Source organism: Plantibacter sp. MMLR14_011, from assembly GCF_001865025.1.
Lineage (GTDB): Bacteria > Actinomycetota > Actinomycetes > Actinomycetales > Microbacteriaceae > Plantibacter > Plantibacter flavus_A.
Window position 1 is genome coordinate 310,880 of sequence record NZ_MJGW01000008.1, and the last position, 15,917, is coordinate 326,796.

General features: G+C 67.8%; 14 protein-coding genes. 9 read left to right on the top strand and 5 right to left on the bottom strand.

The genetic code is table 11. From position 1 onward, the window contains the following. Window positions 1-3 precede the first annotated feature (3 nt). On the bottom strand, window positions 4-2,094 hold the full coding sequence (tkt, locus tag BIU99_RS05880; RefSeq protein ID WP_064296932.1) for a transketolase: 2,091 nt from the start codon (window positions 2,092-2,094) through the stop codon (window positions 4-6). A 377-nt stretch (window positions 2,095-2,471) separates the two neighbouring features. On the opposite strand from tkt, the gene BIU99_RS05885 reads away from it, so the two are divergent. After that, window positions 2,472-3,392 carry a heme o synthase gene (locus BIU99_RS05885; protein ID WP_064296933.1) on the top strand — a complete coding sequence of 307 codons (921 nt, stop codon included), beginning with the start codon at window positions 2,472-2,474 and terminating at the stop codon, window positions 3,390-3,392. A gap of 4 nt (window positions 3,393-3,396) precedes the next feature. After that, a complete protein-coding gene (locus BIU99_RS05890) occupies window positions 3,397-5,946 on the top strand; it encodes an RNA helicase (RefSeq protein ID WP_071260203.1) in 2,550 nt (849 codons plus the stop codon). Window positions 5,947-6,013: 67 nt separating this feature from the next. On the opposite strand, the gene BIU99_RS05895 is transcribed toward BIU99_RS05890, so the two are convergent. Continuing rightward, window positions 6,014-6,985 (bottom strand): heme A synthase, encoded by a 972-nt coding sequence (locus BIU99_RS05895; protein ID WP_071260375.1) that lies wholly within the window; start codon window positions 6,983-6,985, stop codon window positions 6,014-6,016. Window positions 6,986-7,292: 307 nt separating this feature from the next. On the opposite strand from BIU99_RS05895, the gene sufB reads away from it, so the two are divergent. The 7 genes from sufB (at window position 7,293) to abc-f (ending at window position 14,371) form a co-directional block, all read left to right on the top strand. Further along, window positions 7,293-8,711, top strand: coding sequence for a Fe-S cluster assembly protein SufB (gene sufB / locus BIU99_RS05900; RefSeq protein WP_056005633.1), 1,419 nt, complete (start codon window positions 7,293-7,295; stop codon window positions 8,709-8,711). Continuing rightward, window positions 8,711-9,919: a Fe-S cluster assembly protein SufD gene (sufD, locus tag BIU99_RS05905; RefSeq protein ID WP_071260205.1), complete on the top strand. Its 1,209-nt coding sequence runs from the start codon at window positions 8,711-8,713 to the stop codon at window positions 9,917-9,919. The genes sufB and sufD overlap by 1 nt, the downstream gene beginning before the upstream one ends. Continuing rightward, window positions 9,919-10,242: a non-heme iron oxygenase ferredoxin subunit gene (locus BIU99_RS05910; RefSeq protein ID WP_064296937.1), complete on the top strand. Its 324-nt coding sequence runs from the start codon at window positions 9,919-9,921 to the stop codon at window positions 10,240-10,242. The genes sufD and BIU99_RS05910 overlap by 1 nt, the downstream gene beginning before the upstream one ends. A 4-nt stretch (window positions 10,243-10,246) precedes the next feature. Then, window positions 10,247-11,023, top strand: a complete 777-nt coding sequence (sufC, locus tag BIU99_RS05915) for a Fe-S cluster assembly ATPase SufC (RefSeq protein ID WP_064296938.1) — start codon at window positions 10,247-10,249, stop codon at window positions 11,021-11,023. A 28-nt stretch (window positions 11,024-11,051) separates the two neighbouring features. Next, complete coding sequence (locus tag BIU99_RS05920; RefSeq protein ID WP_056005622.1) at window positions 11,052-11,381, top strand: metal-sulfur cluster assembly factor; 330 nt, start codon at window positions 11,052-11,054, stop codon at window positions 11,379-11,381. Between the two features lie 93 nt (window positions 11,382-11,474). Continuing rightward, complete coding sequence (locus BIU99_RS05925) at window positions 11,475-12,641, top strand: MalY/PatB family protein (protein ID WP_071260207.1); 1,167 nt, start codon at window positions 11,475-11,477, stop codon at window positions 12,639-12,641. Window positions 12,642-12,772: 131 nt separating this feature from the next. Continuing rightward, a complete protein-coding gene (gene abc-f / locus BIU99_RS05930; protein ID WP_056005615.1) occupies window positions 12,773-14,371 on the top strand; it encodes a ribosomal protection-like ABC-F family protein in 1,599 nt (532 codons plus the stop codon). 80 nt (window positions 14,372-14,451) lie between these two features. On the opposite strand, the gene BIU99_RS05935 is transcribed toward abc-f, so the two are convergent. The 3 genes from BIU99_RS05935 to BIU99_RS05945 are packed head-to-tail and all read right to left on the bottom strand — an operon-like array spanning window position 14,452 to window position 15,826. After that, window positions 14,452-15,300: an SURF1 family protein gene (locus tag BIU99_RS05935; protein ID WP_071260209.1), complete on the bottom strand. Its 849-nt coding sequence runs from the start codon at window positions 15,298-15,300 to the stop codon at window positions 14,452-14,454. After that, on the bottom strand, window positions 15,297-15,521 hold the full coding sequence (locus tag BIU99_RS05940; RefSeq protein ID WP_064296942.1) for a hypothetical protein: 225 nt from the start codon (window positions 15,519-15,521) through the stop codon (window positions 15,297-15,299). The genes BIU99_RS05935 and BIU99_RS05940 overlap by 4 nt, the downstream gene beginning before the upstream one ends. After that, window positions 15,518-15,826, bottom strand: a complete 309-nt coding sequence (locus BIU99_RS05945; RefSeq protein ID WP_064296943.1) for a DUF3099 domain-containing protein — start codon at window positions 15,824-15,826, stop codon at window positions 15,518-15,520. The genes BIU99_RS05940 and BIU99_RS05945 overlap by 4 nt, the downstream gene beginning before the upstream one ends. Window positions 15,827-15,917: the final 91 nt, after the last annotated feature.

Below are 15,917 nucleotides of genomic sequence, written 5' to 3' on the forward strand. Positions count from 1 at the left end.
GGGCTACTTGCCGAGCGTCTCGTGTGCTGCGGAGACGACTGCCTCCGTGGTGATGCCGAACTCGCGGAACAGCGTCTTGTAGTCGGCGGACGCACCGAAGTGCTCGATCGACACGGTCCGGCCGGCGTCGCCGACGATGCTCTTCCAGGTCAGCCCGAGACCCGCTTCGACGGAGACGCGTGCGGTGACGGCCTTCGGGAGGACGGACTCGCGGTACTCGGCGGACTGCTCCTCGAACCACTCCAGTGCGGGCACCGAGACGACGCGGGCGTTGACGCCCTCGCCGCGCAGGACCTCGCGGGCCTCGACGGCGAGCTGGAGCTCGGAGCCCGTCGCGATGAGGATGACGTCCGGCGTTCCACCCGGCGCCTCGGCGAGGATGTACGCACCCTTGGCGACGTTCGACGCTGCAGCGAAGGTCTCGCCGGTGGCGTCGCCCGTGCCGCGCTCGAACACCGGGATGTTCTGACGGGTCAGCGCGATGCCGGTCGGGCCGCCGCGACGCTTGAGGATCTCGAGCCAGGCATAGGCCACCTCGTTCGCGTCACCCGGTCGCACGACGGCGAGGTTCGGGATGGCACGGAGCGAGGCGAGCTGCTCGATCGGCTGGTGGGTGGGGCCGTCCTCACCGAGGGCGACGGAGTCGTGGGTCCATACGAAGATGGACGGCACGTTCATGAGCGCGGCGAGACGGACGGCCGGACGCATGTAGTCGCTGAAGATGAGGAAGGTGCCACCGAACGCGCGGGTCGGGCCGTGCAGGACGATGCCGTTGAGGATCGCGGCCATGGCGTGCTCGCGGATGCCGAAGTGCAGGACGCGACCGTAGGGGTTCCCGGTCCACTCGTGGGTGGAGTGCTCGCTCGGGATGAACGACGCACCGCCCTCGATCGTCGTGTTGTTCGACTCGGCGAGGTCGGCCGAACCGCCCCACAGCTCGGGGATGACCGGGCCGAGCGCGTTGAGCACCTTGCCGGATGCGGCGCGGGTCGAGACGTCCTTGCCGGCCTCGAACACGGGCAGCGCCGACTCGACACCCTCGGGGAGTTCGCCGGCCTCGAGACGCTCGAGCAGCGCAGCGCGCTCCGGGTTGGCCGCGGCCCAGGCGTCGAACGTCTGCTGCCACTCGGCACGTGCCTCGGCACCGCGGTCGATCGCCTTGCGGGTGTGCTCGATGACCTCGTCGGCGACGAAGAAGTTCTGCTCGGGGTCGAAGCCGAGCACCTCCTTGACGGCCGCGAGCTCCTCGGCGCCCAGCGCCGAACCGTGGATCTTGCCGGAGTTCTGCTTCTTGGGAGCCGGCCATCCGATGATGGTCTTCAGGATGATGAGCGACGGCTTGTCGGTCTCGGCCTTCGCCGCCTCGATCGCGTCGTTGAGCGCATGGACGTCCTCGACGTACTCGCCGGTCTTCTTCCAGTCGACGACCTGGACGTGCCAGTGGTAGGCCTCGTAGCGGGCCTTGACGTCCTCGGTGAAGGCGATGTTGGTGTCGTCCTCGATCGAGATCTGGTTGGAGTCGTAGATCGCGATGAGGTTGCCGAGCTGCTGGTGACCGGCGAGCGAGGAGGCCTCGCTCGTGACGCCTTCCTGCAGGTCGCCGTCGCCGGCGATGACGTAGACGAAGTGGTCGAACGGGCTCGTGCCGGCCTCGGCCTCGGGGTCGAACAGGCCACGCTCGAAGCGGGACGCGTACGCGAAGCCCACGGCGGAGGCGAGCCCCTGGCCGAGCGGACCGGTGGTGATCTCGACGCCGTCGGTGTGGCCGTACTCCGGGTGACCAGGCGTGAGCGAGCCCCAGGTGCGGAGCGCCTCGAGGTCGGAGAGTTCCAGACCGTAGCCGCCCAGGTAGAGCTGGACGTACTGGGTCAGCGAGCTGTGCCCGACCGACAGGACGAAGCGGTCGCGTCCGAGCCAGTCCTGGTCCTTCGGATCGCGTCGCATGACCTTCTGGAACAGCAGGTAGGCGGCGGGGGCGAGACTCATCGCCGTTCCCGGGTGGCCGTTGCCGACCTTCTCCACCGCGTCGGCGGCGAGGATGCGCGCCGTGTCGACTGCTTTGCTGTCAATGCTTTCCCACTGCAGATCTGCCACTGAATACTGACCCTTCTCATCGGAACAGGAGGCCGACGAGCGGTCGAGCCTTCTTCTGTGCGTTCGCGGCCCACGTCGTCTTCGGCGTCCGAGCACACGACACCGCTCTTCGAACTGGGTGAAGGGGGGCGCACGCGTGCACAGTGGCTGGCGAGCACTTCCCAGCATAGCGAACCCCTGCAGCCGAGGGTCGATGTTCGACGAGCGCGAACACGCGACGTCACGGATCGTCGCAGAGCTTGCAGTACGGGCGTCACCCGGTGAGGGACCGCGCGTCTGCGCACCGTGAGTAGGGAGCCGTCCGCGCGTGTCGTAGAATCGTCTGCGGACCGCGCACCGGGCGAGCAGTGCGTGGTGAACCGAACGTTAGAGGAGCAATGGACGTCGCTGTAGCAGAACGTGTGTCGAGCCCCAAGCTCGGTTTCCGACGCAAGGCGAAGGCGTACATCGCCCTCACCAAGCCGCGGGTCATGGAACTGCTGCTCGTGACGACGATCCCCGTCATGATCCTCGCGAAGGGCGGTCTGCCCGACTGGTGGCTCGTCATCGCGACCGTCATCGGCGGGTCGTTGAGCGCCGGCTCCGCGGCGGCGTTCAACTGCTACATCGACCGCGACATCGACGCAGTCATGGACCGCACGAAGAAGCGCCCCCTCGTGACCGGCGAGCTCACGCCGCGCGAGGCACTCGTGTTCGCGTGGACGCTCGGCGTCGTCTCGACGGTCTGGCTGCTCGCCACCACCAACTGGCTCGCGGCCGCACTGTCCGTCGGCGCGATCCTCTTCTACGTCTTCGTGTACACGCTGTGGCTGAAGCGACGCACCCAGCAGAACATCATCTGGGGTGGCATCGCGGGCTGCTTCCCCGTCGTCATCGGCTGGGCCGCCGTCACCGGTTCGCTCTCATGGGCACCGATCATCCTCTTCGCGGTCGTGTTCCTCTGGACGCCGCCCCACTACTGGCCGCTGTCCATGAAGTACCGCAGTGACTACCAGGCCGTCGGCGTGCCGATGCTCGCCGTCGTCCGCGGTCGCGCGCAGGTCGGCCTCCAGGTCATCCTGTACGCGTGGGCGACGGTCGTCTGCTCGCTCCTGCTCATCCCGGTGGCCGACATGGGGCTGCTGTACAGCGCCGTCGCCCTCCTGTCCGGCGGCTGGTTCGTCTACGAGACCCACCGCCTCTACAACCTCGCGATCCGCCACGAGCACGTCTCGCCGATGCGCGTCTTCCACGGGTCGATCACCTACCTGACCCTCCTGTTCCTCGCCGTCGGCATCGACCCGCTGCTCCCGTTCTGACCCGGTGGCTGACGCAGCGGAACGCGGCCGGCTGATCGCTGCGACGGGGGAGAGCCCCGACATCGTCTTCGACCGGTTCGTCTCCTGGGCCGAGGCCGGCGGACTCAGCCTGTACCCGGCGCAGGAGGAGGCGCTCATCGGCATCGTCGACGGCGCCAACGTCATCCTCTCCACCCCGACGGGCACCGGCAAGAGCCTCGTCGCCGCCGGCGCACACTTCGCGGCGCTGAGCTCCGGTCGCCGCAGCTACTACACGGCCCCGATCAAGGCGCTCGTCAGCGAGAAGTTCTTCGCACTCGTCGAGATGTTCGGCGCGGAGAACGTCGGGATGGTCACCGGGGACTCCTCGGTGAACGCCGACGCGCCGATCGTCTGCTGCACCGCGGAGATCGTCGCCAACCTGGCGCTCCGGCACGGCGAAGACGCCGGCATCGACCAGGTCGTGATGGACGAGTTCCACTTCTACGCCGACCCCGATCGCGGGTGGGCGTGGCAGGTGCCGCTCCTCACCCTCCCGGACACGCAGTTCATCCTCATGTCCGCGACCCTCGGCGACGTCGGCGACCTCGCGCGCGACCTCGAGCGCCGGACCGGCCGTGAGACCGCCATCGTGACCGGCGTCGAACGACCGGTGCCGCTCCATTTCTCCTACGCGACCACACCGATCCACGAGACCGTGGAAGACCTCCTCCACACGGGACAGGCTCCGATCTACATCGTCCACTTCGCGCAGGCGGCGGCGCTCGAGCGGGCACAGGCGTTGACCAGCCTCAAGGTCGTCACCCGCGAGCAACGCGACGAGATCGCCGACGCCATCGGCGACTTCCGGTTCAGCACCGCGTTCGGCACGACGCTGTCCCGGCTCGTCCGCAGCGGGATCGGCGTGCACCACGCCGGCATGCTGCCGAAGTACCGACGCCTCGTGGAGCAGCTGGCCCAACGTGGTCTCCTCCGCGTCATCTGCGGGACGGACACCCTCGGCGTCGGGATCAACGTCCCGATCCGCACGGTCCTGTTCACGGCGCTCACGAAGTACGACGGCACGAAGATGCGCCAGGTGAACGCCCGGGAGTTCCACCAGATCGCCGGTCGTGCGGGTCGGGCCGGCTACGACACTGCGGGCACCGTCGTCGTCCAGGCCCCCGAGCACGAGACCGAGAACCTCAAGCTCATCGAGAAGGCCGGCGACGACCCGAAGAAGCGCCGGAAGATCATCCGGAAGAAGGCGCCGGAGGGGTTCGTGTCCTGGGGGGAGCCGAGCTTCCAGCGTCTCGTCGCGGCCGAGCCTGAGACACTGACCAGCCACATGCAGCTCACCCACGCGATGATGCTCAGCGTCATCGCACGCGGCGGTGACAGCTTCGGCACCATCCGCTCCCTCGTCTTCGACAACCACGAGCCTCGGGCGAGACGCTTCGCCCTGGCCAGGCGCGCGCTCGAGATCTACCGCACCCTCCGCACGGCAGGCGTCATCACCCAGACGATCGACCCCGAGACGGGTGAGGTCGTCATCGGCCTCACGGTCGAGCTGCAGCCGAACTTCGCGCTCAACGCTCCGCTGTCGCCCTTCGCCCTCGCCGCGTTCGAGCTCTTGGACCCCGCGGAGCCCGGCTTCGCCCTCGACGTCATCTCGGTCGTCGAGTCGACGCTCGACGATCCGCGCCAGATCGTCATGGCCCAGCAGCACCTCGCCAGGGGCGAGGCCGTGCAGGCGATGAAGGCCGAGGGGATCGAATACGACCAGCGCATGGAGCTCCTCGAGGCGGTCACCCACCCGAGACCGCTGGCGGAACTCCTCGAGGCGGCGTTCACGAGCTACACCGCCGCGCAGCCGTGGGCACTCGACCTCGAGCTCCGCCCGAAGGCGGTCGTCCGCGACTTCATCGAGCGCGCACTGAACTTCAGCGAGTTCGTCTCGTTCTACAGTCTCTCGAGGTCCGAGGGACTCGTCCTGCGATACCTCTCCGACGCCTTCCGGGCGATCCGGCAGAGCGTGCCGGACGAATTCAAGGACGAGGAGCTCCAGGACCTCATCGAGTGGCTCGGAGAACTCGTCCGACAGGTCGACTCGAGTCTGCTCGACGAGTGGGAGGAACTGTCCCACCCGGACCCCGAACGCCATGCGGAGACGAGTCGGTCACTCCCACCCACGCCACGGAGCGTCCTCGCCAACCGCCGGGCGTTCACCGTCCTCGTCCGGAACGAACTCTTCCGCCGGGTCCAGCTCGCGTCGCTGGAGCACTACGACGCGCTCGGCGAGCTCGACGCGTCGGCTGGATTCGACGCAGACACCTGGGCGGACGCCATGGATCCGTACTTCGAGGAGCACGGTGAACTCCCGACTGGTGCTGCAGCACGGAGCCCGGCGCTGCTGGTCGTCGACGACGAGGACGAGCGCCCCGTCGGCGACACGGGCGGTGTCTGGCGGGTGCGTCAGGTGTTCGCCGATCCGGCCGGCGACCATGACTGGGGGATCAGCGCGGTCATCGACCTCGACGCCTCCGACGAGACCGGGACCGCGGTCGTCCGCGTGACCGCGGTCGGGATGCTCTGAGTCGTCAGCAGGTGCAGTGAGCCGTCAGCAGGCCCGCTGACCAGTCAGCAGGAGCGAAGCTGAGCCATCAGCGGGAGACGCTGAGGGATGCCGACTCCTCGACGCGTGACGCGGTCCGGACCGGGATCCGCTGCTGCAGCACGACCCAGGTCATCGCGGCGACGAGCAACCCGGCGAGCACCATGTGCAGCCCCACGAGCACCTCGGGGAGTCCGAGGCGGGCCTGGGTGAGCCCCACGACGATCTGCACCACTTCGACCGCCAGCAGGGTGGAGACCGCGATGCGCACCCCGCGCGACCCGCGACGGGCGCCGAGCGCGATCACGCCGACGAGCAGCACGATGGTGCCGGCGAGCGTCGCGTAGGCGGGCCAGCTGTGGAGATGCTGGAGGAACTCGGGGTCGAACCCGTTGCGCGGCGCCGGCACCTCCTTCGAGTTGTCGCCGGCGTGCGGGCCCGAGCCCGTCGTCAGGATGCCGAACACGACGGTGACGGCGACGAAGAGGCTCGTCAGGTGGACGACGCCGAGGTACCAGCCGGGCATGACCTTCACCGCACCGCGAGGGCCGCGGTAGACCCGATGGACGAGCATCGTCGCGAGGGCGACCAGGACGATCGAGATGACGAAGTGCAGCCCGACCACGTACGGGTTCAGCCCGGTGAGGACGGTGATGCCGCCGAGGACCGCCTGCGCGGGGATCGACAGGCCCTGGAGCAGGGTCAGTCGGAAGAGGTCGGGGCGCTGCCGACGCATGCGGATCACCGCGAGGAACGCGGCGATCACGATGGCCGCGAGGACGAAGGTCAGGAGTCGGTTGCCGAACTCGATGAACCCGTGGATGCCCATCTCCGGCGTGTTGACGAAGGAGTCGTCCGTGCAGCGCGGCCACGTCGGGCATCCGAGCCCGGAGGCCGTCAGGCGGACGGCGCCCCCGGTCCCGATGAGGACGAGCTGGAAGGCGAAGGAGAGCCAGGCGACGACACGCACGCGCTTGTCGATCGTCGTCGGCAACCACTGCCAGAACCGGGTGGCACGCAGCCGGTCGGGAAGGGACGGTGCCGGCGTCGGTCGACCGGCGGTCTTGGAGTCGTGTGACACGGGTCGATCCTTCGGTTCGCGGTGGCCACGGCTGCGGTATCCACCGTCCTCACCCACAACCCACAGGAAGCTGTAGGATTATGAGGTTCACGGTGCGCGCGAGAAGCGCCATGGTTCATGAACATTGTAGGTTCGCGAAGAAGCCGCCCGCACATCCCCTCCCCAATCCGCTCCGATCAGGCGCGTGCCATGGGAGGGAATGACGACCTCCAGCCGGTGGTTGTCTCCAGGGAGGAAAGAGGGACACATGTCAGACATCCTGATCGATCGCCCGGAGCTCGCCGGACTCGGCCAATACGAGTTCGGATGGCACGACGGCGACGTCGCCGGCGCTTCAGCGCGCCGCGGCATCTCCACGGAGGTCGTTGCCGACATCTCCGCACTGAAGAGCGAACCGGACTGGATGCTGCAGCGCCGCCTCAAGGCCCTGCAGCTGTTCGAGCGCAAGCCCATGCCGACGTGGGGCGCCGACCTCTCCGAGATCGACTTCGAGAACATCAAGTACTTCGTCCGGTCCACCGAGAAGCAGGCTCAGACCTGGGAGGACCTGCCGGACGACATCAAGAACACCTACGAGAAGCTCGGCATCCCCGAGGCGGAGCGCCAGCGCCTCGTCTCCGGCGTCGCCGCGCAGTACGAGTCCGAGGTGGTCTACCACCAGATCAACGAGGAGCTCGAGGCGCAGGGTGTCATCTTCATGGACACCGACACCGCGTTGCGCGAGCACCCCGAGTTCTTCGAGGAGTACTTCGGCACGGTCATCCCGTCCGGCGACAACAAGTTCGCCGCGCTGAACACCGCCGTATGGTCGGGTGGCTCCTTCGTCTACGTGCCGCCCGGCGTCCACGTCGAGATCCCGCTGCAGGCCTACTTCCGGATCAACACCGAGAACATGGGTCAGTTCGAGCGCACGCTGATCATCGCCGACGAGGGCAGCTACGTGCACTACATCGAGGGTTGCACCGCGCCGATCTACAAGTCGGACTCGCTGCACTCCGCGGTCGTCGAGATCATCGTCAAGAAGAACGCCCGCGTCCGCTACACGACGATCCAGAACTGGTCGAACAACGTCTACAACCTGGTCACGAAGCGCGCCACGGCCGCCGAGGGAGCGACCATGGAGTGGATCGACGGCAACATCGGATCCAAGGTCACGATGAAGTACCCGTCCATCTACCTCATGGGCGAGCACGCCAAGGGCGAGACACTGTCCGTCGCCTTCGCCGGTCCCGGCCAGCACCAGGACGCCGGCGCGAAGATGATCCACATGGCTCCGTACACGCAGTCGTCCATCGTCTCCAAGTCGATCGCCCGAGGCGGCGGACGCGCGGGCTACCGCGGCGAGGTCCGGGTGGACGCCAACGCCCATCACTCGGCCAACACCGTGCGCTGCGACGCGCTCCTGGTCGACACCATCTCCCGGAGCGACACGTACCCGGCGATCGACATCCGTGTGGACGACGTCCAGCTCGGACACGAGGCGACGGTGTCCAAGGTCAGCGAGGAGCAGCTCTTCTACCTCATGAGCCGCGGCATGCCGGAGGACGAGGCCATGGCGATGATCGTCCGCGGCTTCATCGAGCCGATCGCACGCGAACTGCCTATGGAGTACGCACTCGAACTCAACAAGCTCATCGAGATGGGCATGGAAGGATCCGTCGGTTAATGACGACTGCAGCACCGACTCAGACCGAAGGACAGCACGGCATCACGGCTCACAGCGACGGCGCAGGACGCGTCATCCCGGTGCAGACCCGTTCGGAGCGCTTCAGCTCCTATGATGTCGCCGACTTCCCAGCGGTGACGGGACGCGAGGCGGTCTGGAAGCTCAGCCCGGTCGCGCAGTTCACCGACCTCACCGCGGGGGAGCTCGACGGCTCTCCCACCCCGATCACGCACGACAACGTCGACGGATTCAGCGTCGAGTGGATCAGTCGCGACGACGCGCGCGTCGGCTCCGCCGGCGTGCCGGAGGAGCGCGCCTCCGCGAACGCCTGGTCGAGCTTCGACCAGGCACTGGCGATCTCGGTCACGGGTGAGGAGTCCAAGACCCTGCGCCTCGAGCGGAGCGGACTCGGCGACGGCGCCCGCGCTGCGCACACCGTCATCACCGCCGCGCCGTTCAGCCGCGGCCTCGTCATCATCGAGAACGCGGGCGACGCCCGCCTCACCGAGAACGTCGAGATCGTCGTCGGCGAGCAGGCCGACGTGACCGTCGTGACCGTGCAGTGGTGGGACGACGACGCCGTGCACCTCGCCAGCCACTTCGCGTCCATCGGTCGTGACGCCCACCTCAAGCACGTCGTGGTGTCGCTCGGCGGCAAGGTCGTCCGGGTGAACCCGACCCTGCACCTCGCCGGTCAGGGCTCGGACCTCGACTCGCTCGGCGTGTACTTCTCCGACGCGGGTCAGCACCTCGAGCAGCAGGTCTACATGCACCACGACGCACCGAACACCCGCGGGCGCGTGACCTACAAGGGCGCACTGCAGGGCGAGGGTGCGCGGTCCGTGTGGATCGGCGACGTCCTCATCAGCAACCGTGCCATCGGCACCGACAGCTACGAGCAGAACCGCAACCTGGTCCTCTCCGACGGCACCCGTGCCGACTCCGTGCCGAACCTCGAGATCGAGACCGGCGACATCGCCGGTGCCGGTCACGCGAGCGCGACCGGACGCTTCGACGACGAGCAGCTCTTCTACCTGCAGGCTCGAGGCATCCCTGAGGACGAGGCACGACGACTCGTCGTCCGCGGCTTCCTCGTGGAGATCATCCAGCAGATCGGTGACACCGAGCTGCAGGAGCGCCTCTCGGCAGCCATCGAGGCCGAATTGCTCGGCGCTGACGGACAGGGCACCGGCGGAGCGCAGCACTGATGGCGACGAAGGTGTGCTCGTTCGACGAGCTCGCCGTCAACCAGGCCAAGCGGGTCGTGGTGGACGGCGTGCCGATCGCCCTCGTGCGCGACGCGTCGGACGAACTGTTCGCGATCGGCGACGTCTGCACCCACGGCGACATCTCGCTGTCCGAAGGCTTCGTCGAGGACGGCAACCTCGAATGCTGGGCACACGGCTCACAGTTCTCGCTCACGACGGGCAAGCCGCTCACCCTTCCGGCCTACGAGCCGGTCCCCGTCTACACCGTCGAGCTCATCGACGGCGACATCTACATCGACCCGACCGCAACGAAAGAGATCTAGCACCATGTCAGTCCTCGAAATCCGCGACCTGCACGTCAGCGTCGAAACCGAGCAGGGCACCAAGCCGATCCTGCGTGGCGTCGACCTCACCATCCGGACGGGCGAGACGCACGCCATCATGGGTCCGAACGGTTCGGGCAAGTCCACGCTCGCGTACACGATCGCCGGCCACCCGAAGTACACCGTCGACAGCGGATCCATCACGCTGGACGGCGAGGACGTCCTCGCGATGAGCGTCGACGAGCGCGCCCGTGCCGGACTCTTCCTCGCGATGCAGTACCCCGTCGAGATCCCCGGAGTCACGGTCACGAACTTCCTCCGCACGGCGAAGACCGCCGTCGACGGCGAGGCGCCCGCGATCCGCGGCTGGATCAAGGACGTCCGCGAGTCGATGAAGAACCTGCGCATGGAGCCTGCCTTCGCGGAACGCAACGTCAACGAGGGCTTCTCCGGTGGCGAGAAGAAGCGTCACGAGATCCTCCAGCTCGAGCTGCTGAAGCCGCAGTTCGCAGTCCTCGACGAGACCGACTCCGGCCTCGACGTCGACGCCCTCAAGATCGTGTCCGAGGGCGTCAACCGCGCCAAGGAGAACACGGGCCTCGGTGTCCTGCTCATCACGCACTACACGCGCATCCTCCGCTACATCAAGCCGGACTTCGTGCACGTCTTCGTCGCCGGCAAAATCGCTGAGCAGGGCGGTCCCGAGCTCGCCGACCGCCTCGAGAACGAAGGCTACGACCGTTTCCTCGTGGACGCCGTCGTCGCCCCGGAAGGTGCCTGAAGCCGCGCCAGCGGTCTAAGATAACGACATGGTAACAACGCTCAGTCCGCAACGATTCGACGAGGTCGAAGAGGCGCTCAAGGACGTCATGGACCCCGAGCTCGGGGTGAACGTGGTCGACCTCGGTCTCATCTACGACCTGGGTTGGGATGACGAGAACGACGCGCTCATCATCCACATGACCCTGACCTCCGCCGGATGTCCGCTCACGGACGTCCTCGAGGAGCAGACGGGTCAAGCGCTCGACGGCATCGTCGACGCCTTCCGCATCAACTGGGTGTGGATGCCGCCGTGGGGCCCGGAGCGCATCACGGACGACGGGCGCGACATGATGCGTGCCCTCGGCTTCTCGATCTGATCGAACCTCCACGACGACGGACGGCTGCAATGCAGCCGTCCGTCGTCCTGTTCCCGGCGGCGTCGTCCGGCTGATCCCGGATAGGGTCGAGGCATGACCGAGATCGTGTCCGCAGACCCCATCGACGTCCTGCGCAGCCGGACGAGCGAGAAGTGGTCCGAGTACCCCGACGACGTCCTGCCCATGTTCGTCGCCGAGATGGACGTCCCCCTGGCACCCGTGATCCGCGATGCCCTGCACGCGGCGATCGACCGCGGTGACGCCGGGTATGTCGCGAGCCGCACACGGCTCCCACAGGCGTTCGCCGACTTCGCAGCGCGACGCTGGGGATGGGACGTGGATCCCGGCTCCGTGTTCACCACCGCCGACGTCAGCATGGGCATCGTCGAGATCATGCGTCGCGTCATCTCGCCCGGCGAGGGCGTCGTGATCACCTCGCCGGTCTACCCGCCGTTCTTCGACCTCGTCACCGAGGCCGGGGGAGTCGTGGTGGACGTCCCCTTGCTCGGGTCCAGCCGCGCCGACGATCCCGCCGGAGGCTGGCGGCTCGACCTGGACGGTGTCGAAGCCGCGTTCCGCGACGGCGCGAAGGCCTTCCTGCTCTGCAACCCGCACAACCCGATCGGTCGGCCGCACACGATCGACGAACTGCGCTCGGTCGCCGCACTGGCAGCGCGCTACGGGGTCACGGTCGTGAGTGATGAGATCCACGCTCCGCTCACCCAACCGGGCGAGCGGTTCGTCCCCTATCTCAGCGTGTCCGACGAGGCCGCCGAACACGGGTACGCCGTGCTGTCGGCGAGCAAGGCCTGGAACCTCGCCGGCCTGAAGTGCGCGGTGATGGTCACCGCCGCACCCGGACCGCGGAGCGTGGTCGCGGGGATGCCGGTCGAGGTGTTCTGGCGGACGGGCCAGTTCGGTGTGCTGGCTTCGGTCGCCGCCTTCGAGGCGGGAGAGCCCTGGTTGGACGGGCTCCTCGCGTTGATCGACGGCAACCGGCGGCTGCTCGGTGAGCTGCTGGGTGCCGAGCTGCCCGAGGTCGGCTACCGACCGCCCGCCGCCGGGTACCTCGCTTGGCTGGACTGCATCGGGCTCGGTTGGACGGAGCCCCCGGCGCGGCGCATCCTGCGCGAAGCACGCGTGGCCCTGCAGGAGGGAGCCCCGTTCGGGCCCGGAGGCGTCGGCCACGCACGGCTCAACCTGGCCTGCTCGCCCGAGCTCCTCACCGAGGCGGTCGGACGGATCTCCGCCCTGCGTTGACGGACGTCCGGCCGCGCCGGGACCCTGCCGGAACGGCCGCGGTGCTGAGCATCGGATTCACGATTTATACTGGGAGGCTGACCCCCACCCTCCGCGTTGTCGAAACGCACCCGAAGAAATGGACTATGCCTGTGCTGAGTGTGCACGACCTCGAGATCCGCGTGGGGGCACGCGTGCTCATGGAGCACGTGAACTTCCGCGTGTCCGCCGGCGACAAGATCGGCCTCGTCGGCCGTAACGGTGCCGGGAAGACGACCCTGACCAAGACGCTGGCGGGGGAGACCCTCCCGACGAACGGCAAGATCGATCGCGGTGGCGAGATCGGGTACCTGCCGCAGGACCCACGCTCCGGCAACCCGGAGGACCTCGCCCGCACCCGCATCCTCGATGCGCGTGGTCTCGGCCAGCTCGCACTCGGCATGCACGAGTCGAGCATGGCCATGGCGAGCGACGACCCGAAGGTGGCGGAAGCCGCCATGAAGAAGTACGGCAACCTCACCGACCGGTTCAACGCGCTCGGCGGGTACGCCGCGGAGGCCGAGGCGGCCTCGATCGCGTCGAACCTGAACCTGCCCGATCGCATCCTCGATCAGCAGCTGAAGACGCTGTCGGGCGGACAGCGCCGCCGCATCGAACTCGCGCGCATCCTCTTCTCCGACGCCGAGACGCTCATCCTCGACGAGCCGACCAACCACCTCGACGCCGACTCCGTCGTCTGGCTGCGTGAGTTCCTCAAGCAGTACAAGGGCGGGTTCATCGTGATCTCGCACGACATCGAGCTCGTCGGCGAGACCGTCAACCGGGTCTTCTACCTCGATGCGAACCGCACCGTCATCGACATCTACAACATGAACTGGAAGAACTACCAGCGTCAGCGCGAGGCCGACGAGGAGCGCCGGAAGAAGGAGCGCACCAACGTCGAGAAGAAGGCGACGGCGCTCCAGCTCCAGGCGGCCAAGTTCGGTGCGAAGGCCAGCAAGGCGGCCGCAGCCCACCAGATGGTGGCTCGCGCCGAACGGATGCTCTCCGGGCTCGAGGAGGTCCGCGCGCAAGACCGCGTGGCCAAGCTGCGGTTCCCGACCCCGGCGCCCTGTGGCCGGACGCCGCTCATGGCGAGCAACCTGTCGAAGAGCTACGGCTCGCTCGAGATCTTCACGGCCGTCGACCTCGCGATCGACCGTGGCTCGAAGGTCGTCATCCTCGGATTCAACGGTGCGGGCAAGACGACCCTCCTGCGGATCCTCGCCGGAGTGGACCAGCCCGACACCGGCCAGCTCGAGCCCGGGCACGGCCTGCGGATCGGCTACTACGCGCAGGAGCACGAGACGATCGACGTGAAGCGCAGCGTGCTCGAGAACATGGTCTCCTCGTCGCCGAACATCACCGAGATGGAAGCGCGCAAGGTCCTCGGCTCGTTCCTGTTCACCGGCGACGACTCCAACAAGCTCGCGGGCGTGCTGTCAGGCGGCGAGAAGACGAGACTCGCTCTCGCGATGATCGTCGTCTCGGGCGCGAACATGCTCCTCCTGGACGAACCGACCAACAACCTCGACCCGGCCAGCCGTCTGGAGATCCTCGACGCGCTCGCCCACTACGAGGGTGCCGTCGTGCTCGTGAGTCACGATGAGGGCGCCGTCGAGGCGCTCAACCCCGAGCGGGTGCTCATCCTGCCCGACGGCGTCGAGGACCACTGGAACAAGGACTACCAGGACCTCGTCAGCCTGGCCTAGCGCCAGCGGGCCAGCGCGCTGGGTCCGTGAGCATCACCGGCCGGGTACGCCCCGTCCGTCGACGGCTCGTCGCACTCGCGTCAGCGACTCGCTTCGAGGATCTCATCCTCGATGTCGGCGTCGGACCGTGCCTTCGCGGCGAGCCGTTCGGCGCGTGCAGCCGCACGCCGCTGCTCCTTCGGGTCGTCGGAATTCAGGATGCGGTACTCCTGACGGATGGCATAGGCGAGGAAGATGAAGCCCATCAGCGCGAAGACCACCCATTGCAGCGCGTACGAGAGGTGCATCCCCTCGTTCGGCTCGGGCTTGATCGGACCGAGCGGCGCCGCTTCGGCCGGCGCCGGGCTCTCCGAGAGGAGCATGCCGTACGCACCGGAGTAGAGCGTCTCGCCGCGGAGCTCGGCGATCTGCGGGAGGTTGATCGTGGCCACCTGTCCGTCGGCGGCCCCGCGGCCCGGGAGCGTCGGTTCGCCGGGTCGGATGCGGACGACGACCGAGACCTCTCCGCTCGGAGGCGCCGGGACCGACTCGGGTGCTTCGAGTGAATCGTTCGCGGCGACCCAGCCACGGTCGACGATGAACACGTCTCCGTCGGCGAGTCGGAGCGGCGTGAGGACGTTGAAGCCGGCCTGGTTGTTCCTGGGACGGTTCCGCACCAGCAGCTGCTCGTCAGGCAGGTAGGTGCCACTCATCGACACCGGGTGCCATTCGTCGGCCACGCTGAACGAGTCGAGCGACGGCAGCGCTTCGTCGAGCGGGATCGGGGTCGCGTCCCAGTTGGTCTCGATGCGCTGGACCTCCTCCTCCTTCTCGCTCGCCCGAGCGAGCTGCCAGTTGGAGAGCAGGACGCACACGATCGCGAACACGATCGCAACGCCGAGGTAGCCGAGCCAACGGCGGCTGAAGGCGAACCGCCAACCCGCGCTCATGAGCCGACCGCCGATGTCAACGGACGCCGCTCGAGGGGGAAGGAGCGGGCTTCGAGGAAGGCCTCCAGGAAGTCGACGTGTTCGTCGCAGGCGGTCCAGACCTTCACGCGGTCCTCCGCGTGGATCTTCGGATTGCGCCACTCGATCCGCCAGCTCGCCGCCGCGCGGCAGCCGGCCCGTGAGCAGATCACGCCGTCGGGCTCGGCACCGAACCCGATCATGCCTGGTCGGTGGGACGAGGCGGAACCGAGTCGTCGACGATGATCGGCCGCTGGGACACGACGACACCGGTGGGGCGCTCGATGGCCCCCTGCGACGGCAGCGATCCGGCGTTCGCGATGATGACGGCGACGTACGGCAGGAAGATGGCACCGGCCGCGACCGCGAACATCCAACCGCCCTGGACGAACGGGAGCGCAGCGAGGCAAAGCAACCGGACACCCATGGTGATCGAGTACTTGATGAACCGCTGCCGGCGCTCCTGTTCGGGAGCCGGTGGGAGGGAGGTGATGCTCTGCTGCTTCATGCCACGACCAGCCTACGCGCTCGGCGGGTGGGCGAAGCCCCCAAATCACCGGGAGAACCGGAGGACCCCCATATGCTGGTACGGGTCCGCG